2 protein-coding genes and 1 pseudogene are annotated in these 3,569 nt (G+C 72.6%); all 3 read right to left on the bottom strand.

Features of this window, described 5'->3' with window-relative positions:
- Positions 1-82: 82 nt before the first annotated feature.
- Positions 83-1,057: a methylmalonyl Co-A mutase-associated GTPase MeaB gene (gene meaB / locus ACXJKL_RS17160; RefSeq protein WP_457208230.1), complete on the bottom strand. Its 975-nt coding sequence runs from the start codon at positions 1,055-1,057 to the stop codon at positions 83-85.
- Positions 1,057-3,228, bottom strand: coding sequence for a methylmalonyl-CoA mutase (scpA, locus tag ACXJKL_RS17155; RefSeq protein ID WP_457208229.1), 2,172 nt, complete (start codon positions 3,226-3,228; stop codon positions 1,057-1,059). Before scpA ends, meaB begins: the two co-directional genes overlap by 1 nt.
- Positions 3,225-3,569 (bottom strand): annotated as a pseudogene (locus tag ACXJKL_RS17150) (methylmalonyl-CoA mutase); the annotation flags it as partial. The pseudogene ACXJKL_RS17150 and the gene scpA, both read right to left, overlap by 4 nt.

The following is a 3,569-nucleotide window of genomic DNA, read 5'->3' as shown; positions in this document are numbered from 1 at the left end:
GGGAATGATGAGGCATGAGACTCCCCATCCTAGGTGAGGTCCACGCCCGTCCGGGTGGGCCCGCGCCAGGCGGACGCCCCGTTCAGCCCGCGTCGTACGCCGCGAGGATCCGGTCGGCGGCCATCGGCGCGGGGAGCTCGCCGGAGAGCACGGCGGCGCGGACCTCGTCGCGGATCGCCGCCACCGAGGCGGAGCGGCGCAGCCGCTGGTCGAGCTCGTCCCGCACGAGGGACCAGGTGAAGTCCAGCTGCTGGCCGGCCCGCTTGCGCAGCACCCCGGCCTCCCCGAGGTGCTCCCGGTGGGCGCCGACACGCGTCCAGACGTCCTCGACCCCGACGGTGGTGAGCGCCGAGCAGGTGACGACCGGAGGCGCCCACTCCCCCCTGCCGTGCACGAGCCGCAGCGCCCCGGCGAGCTCGCGGGCGGCGCCGCGAGCCTCCTGCTCGCGGTCCCCGTCGGCCTTGTTGACCGCGATCACGTCGGCGATCTCCAGGATGCCCTTCTTGATGCCCTGGAGCTGGTCGCCGGTGCGGGCCAGGGTCAGGAACAGGAAGGTGTCGACCATCCCGGCGACGGTGACCTCGGACTGCCCGACGCCGACGGTCTCGACGAGCACGACGTCGTACCCGGCGGCCTCGAGGACCAGCATCGCCTGGGTCGTGGCGCGGGCGACGCCGCCCAGCGTGCCGGCGGACGGCGACGGCCTGATGTAGGCCCGCGGGTCGACGGACAGCGACGCCATCCGGGTCTTGTCGCCGAGCACGGAGCCGCCGGTGCGCACCGAGGACGGGTCGACCGCCAGGACGCCGACCCGGTGACCGGCCGCGGTGAGGGTGGTGCCGAGGGCCTCGATGAACGTGGACTTCCCGACGCCGGGGACGCCCGAGATGCCCACCCGGGTGGATCCGGTGGTGCCGCCGAGCTCGGTCAGCAGCTCGCGCGCCGCGACCCTGTGGTCGGCCCGCGACGACTCGACGAGCGTGATGGCGCGGGAGACCGCCGACCGCTGCCCGTCCCGGATGCCCTCGACGAGGGCGGCGACGTCGGGGACCGCCATCAGCGGAGCTTGGCCAGCAGGTCCAGCGCCGAGTCGGCGATGACCGTGCCGGGCAGGAACACGGCCGCGGCGCCCATGTCCCTGAGGGTCGCGACGTCGTCGGGCGGGATGACGCCGCCGATGACGATCATGATGTCGGGGCGACCCTGGTCGGCCAGCGCCTGCTTCAGCGCGGGCAGCAGCGTGAGGTGGCCGGCGGCCAGCGACGAGACGCCGACGATGTGCACGTCGGCGTCGACCGCCTGCTGGGCGACCTCCTCGGGCGTGGAGAACAGCGGCCCCACGTCGACGTCGAAGCCGAGGTCCGCGAAGGCGGTGACCACCACCTTCTGGCCGCGGTCGTGGCCGTCCTGGCCCATCTTGGCGACCAGGATGCGCGGACGTCGCCCCTCGGCCTCCTCGAACTCCTCGGTCGCGGCCAGCACCCGGGCGACCTTGCCGTCGGGTGCGGTCCCTGCCTCGTCGCGGTACACGCCGCTGATCGTACGAATGACGGCCTGGTGCCGACCGTAGACCTTCTCCAGGGCGTCGGAGATCTCGCCCACCGTCGCCTTCGCCCGGGCCGCGTCGACCGCGAGCGCGAGCAGGTTGCCCTCGAGCGAGCCGTCGCCCGACGCCCCCTGCTCGGCGCTGCGGGTCAGCGCGTCGAGCGCCCGGCGTACGTCGTCGTCGTCGCGCTCGGCGCGCAGCCGCTCGAGCTTGGCGACCTGCTGGCGGTAGACGTCGTCGTTGTCGACACGCAGGACGTCGAGCGGGTCCTCGTCGGCGAGCCGGAACGTGTTGACGCCGATGACCTTCTGCTGCCCGGAGTCGATGCGCGCCTGGGTGCGGGCGGCCGCCTCCTCGATGCGCATCTTGGGGATGCCCTGCTCGATGGCCTTCGCCATCCCGCCGGCCTTCTCGGCCTCCAGGATGTGCGCCCACGCGCGCTCGGCGAGGTCGTGGGTGAGCCGCTCCACGTAGTAGGAGCCGGCCCACGGGTCGATGACCTCGGTGGTGCGGGACTCCTGCTGGAGCAGGAGCTGGGTGTTGCGCGCGATGCGGGCCGAGAAGTCGGTCGGCAGGGCGATCGCCTCGTCGAGSGCGTTGGTGTGCAGYGACTGGGTGTGGCCCTGGGTCGCGGCCATCGCCTCGATGCAGGTGCGGCCCACGTTGTTGAAGACGTCCTGCGCGGTGAGCGACCAGCCGCTGGTCTGGGAGTGCGTGCGCAGCGAGAGCGACTTGGGGTTCTGGGGGTCGAAGTCGCGCACCAGCCGTGCCCACAGGGCGCGGGCGGCGCGCATCTTGGCGACYTCCATGAAGAARTTCATSCCGATCGCCCAGAAGAAGGAGAGGCGCGGGGCGAACTGGTCGATCGTCAGGCCCGCGTCGAGGCCGGCGCGGATGTACTCGACGCCGTCGGCCAGCGTGTAGGCGAGCTCGAGGTCGGCCGTCGCCCCGGCCTCCTGGATGTGGTAGCCGGAGATGGAGATCGAGTTGAAGCGGGGCATCCGCTGCGACGTGAACTGGAAGATGTCGCTGATGATCCGCATGCTCGGTGCCGGCGGGTAGATGTAGGTGTTGCGGACCATGAACTCCTTGAGGATGTCGTTCTGGATGGTCCCCGCGAGCTGCTCGGGCTTGACGCCCTGCTCCTCCGCGGCGGCGATGTACATCGCCATGATCGGCAGCACCGCGCCGTTCATGGTCATCGACACCGACATCTCGTCGAGCGGGATGCCGTCGAAGAGGGTCCGCGTGTCGTAGATCGAGTCGATCGCCACCCCGGCCATGCCCACGTCGCCGCGCACCCGCGGGTGGTCGGAGTCGTAGCCGCGGTGGGTGGCCAGGTCGAAGGCCACCGACAGCCCCTTCTGGCCGGCCGCGAGGTTGCGGCGGTAGAAGGCGTTGGACTCCTCCGCGGTGGAGAACCCGGCGTACTGGCGCACCGTCCACGGCTGGGTCGTGTACATSGTCGGGTAGGGGCCGCGCAGGAACGGGCTCAGGCCCGGCCACGTGTCGAGGGCGTCGAGGCCCTCGAGGTGCTCGGGGCCGTAGACCGGCAGGACGTCGATGCCCTCCGGGCTCCCCCACGCCTCGGCGTCCCCGGCGGTCGCACCGCCGACGGGCTGGGCCGCCCCGCCCAGCGGGAGTCCGGCGAAGCTGTCCGGAATGCCTGTGCTGGTGCTCATCCGAGCGCCTCCCTCGTCCGGGTGAGGAACGCGAGCGCGTCCACTCCCATGGCTGCACTGTCGTCGACGCCGTCGATCGGCCTGCCCGCGATGATCACGTGGGTCGCCCCGGCCCCGCGGAGGGCGGCGACGACGTCGCCACCCCACTCGGCGTACGTCGTGTCGGTCCCGGCGAGGCAGACCACCGGCTGCCCGGCGTACGCCGCGAGCACGGACTCGACGCCGTCGGTCGGCCCGGCCACCTCGACCGCGATCCCGCCGGCGGCGAGGAGGTTGCTGGCGAAGGTGGCGCGCGCCGTGTGCGCGGCCACCGGGCCCAGGGTCGCGAGGAAGACCGGCGT

Source organism: Nocardioides sp. P5_C9_2, assembly GCF_054049555.1.
The sequence above is the reverse complement of the archived record's forward strand: the minus strand, read 5'-3'. Positions and strand labels throughout refer to the sequence as shown.

Coding starts and splice junctions, on each gene's coding strand:
- meaB (WP_457208230.1), bottom strand. CDS start 1,057: ATGGCGGTCCCCGACGTCGCCGCCCTCGTCGAGGGCATCCGGGACGGG.